The sequence below is a fragment of the bacterium genome (assembly GCA_021372775.1).
Lineage (GTDB): Bacteria > Acidobacteriota > Polarisedimenticolia > J045 > J045 > JAJFTU01.
Map to the genome: position 1 here is coordinate 1 of JAJFTU010000009.1, position 1750 is coordinate 1750.

Consider the following 1750-nt stretch of genomic DNA (forward strand, 5'->3'; position numbering starts at 1 on the left):
GATGACGCCGTTCCTTCTCACATTGGTCGGCCTCTATGGCCTCGCCGCCGCGACCGGCTTCGCGCTCGCCGCGGCGTCGGCCGTCCGCGCCCCGCGCGTCGCCGGCGCGCGACGCCTCTCGCTCTTCCTTCTGGCCTGCGCGTGGTGGTCGCTCGTCGACTGCGTCGAGCTGTTCCTGACGACGCCCGGTCTGCGCCTCCTCGCGTCGCAGCTCCAGTACTTCGCCGCCGCGTTCGCCGCGCCGCTCTGCCTGCTCATGGCCGTCGAGCAGGCCGGGCTCCGCTCGCTGCTCGTCGGCCGGCTGCGCGCCGCGGCCCTCTGGACGATTCCCTGCGCGACGTTGGCCGTGGCCTGGACGAACCAACTCCACGGCTGGATGTGGACCTCGATCGAGACGCCGCCCGGCGGCCTGGGCCTCGCCCGCTACAACTACGGCCCGTTCTTCTGGGTCTTCTTCGGCTACTCGCTGCTGTGCGCGGCGAGCGCGGCCGGGCTGCTCTTCGTCGCCGCCGCGTCCTCGCTGCGCGGCTTCCGCCTCCGCTTCATCGCCTTCGCCGTCGGCGCCTGCGCCCTCTGCGTCGGCGGATTCACCTACGCGTTCAAGCTCGGCCCGATCCCCGATCTCGACTGGACCGCCTTGGCCTTTCTCGGCGTGGGCGTCGCCTTGTCGTGGGGGGCGCGGCACCGGAGAGTCCTCGATGTCGCGCCGATCGCGCGCGACTCGCTCTTCGCCGCCCTGCCGGACGCCGTCCTCGTGCTCGACGGCGCGGGCCGGGTGGCCGACGCCAACGCCGCGGCGGCGGAGCTTCTCGCGCCGGGCGGCCCGCTTCTCGGACGCTCCGCCGAATCGCTCGTCGGGGAGTGGCCGGCGCTGTACGGCGTGCTGACGGCGACCGGGCCGTCGGACGTCGAACTGTGCGCCGTGCTGCGGGAAGACCGCGTCCTCGAGGGGCGCGCGGCGACGATCCTCTCGGGCGCGCTTCCGGTCGGGCGGCTCGTCGTCCTGCGCGACATCACGCTGCGGCGCCGCGCCGAGCTCGAGCGCGAACGGCTGATCGCCGAGCTGCGGCGCGCGGCCGAGGAGATCTCCACGCTCAGCGGCCTGATCCCGGTCTGCGCCTCCTGCCGCCGGATCCGCGACGACGAGGGGTTCTGGAGCCGCTTCGAGACCTACGTCGCCAAGCACACGGGCGCCCAGATCACGCACGGCCTCTGCCCCGAATGCGCGGCGCGCGCGATCAAGGAACTCGAGGGGCGTTCCGGTCAGTGAGGAATCGGCGGACGCGACGGCGCGCGCGCTCGTGCGGCGGCGCCGCGCGGCCCGCGGCGGGGTCGGCGGACGCGACGGCGCCCGGCAAGAGTTGCCGGGGGGCGGCAAGACCGTCCCCCGGCTTCTTGCTTCACGCGGTGACGTTCAGGCTGCCGTCGGACGGCGTTTCGTCCTGGACCACGGTCGCCGTGACCGCGGTCTGGCTCTCCGCGTCCGCCGCCTTGCGGACGTGGCGGCCGTGGTGCGCGCGATGGCTCTGGATCTGGGCCATCGCCTTCTTGGCGGCGTCGAGGTCGCCCGAGTCCAGCGCGTCGCCGAGCGCCGTGAACGCGTCGCCGACGCCGTTTCCCTGCGGCTTCTGCTTCCCGTCCTGCGGCGCGAGCGACTGGATCGTCTGGTAGGCCTTCTTGGCCCCGTCGAGGTCGCCGGAGTTCAGCGCCGACTGCAGCTGCTCCATCGCCTCGCGCATCTTCTTCATCT

Annotated in this window: 2 protein-coding genes; one reads left to right on the top strand and one right to left on the bottom strand. The window is 73.4% G+C overall.

Annotation, left to right across the window (positions count from 1 at the left end):
• Nucleotides 1–1270 (top strand): PAS domain-containing protein (locus tag LLG88_00345; GenBank protein ID MCE5245362.1); only part of this gene is annotated, 1270 nt, incomplete at its 5' end.
• Nucleotides 1271–1400: 130 nt separating this feature from the next.
• Here the strand turns inward: LLG88_00345 and LLG88_00350 are convergent.
• Nucleotides 1401–1750 (bottom strand): hypothetical protein (locus tag LLG88_00350; GenBank protein ID MCE5245363.1); only part of this gene is annotated, 350 nt, incomplete at its 5' end.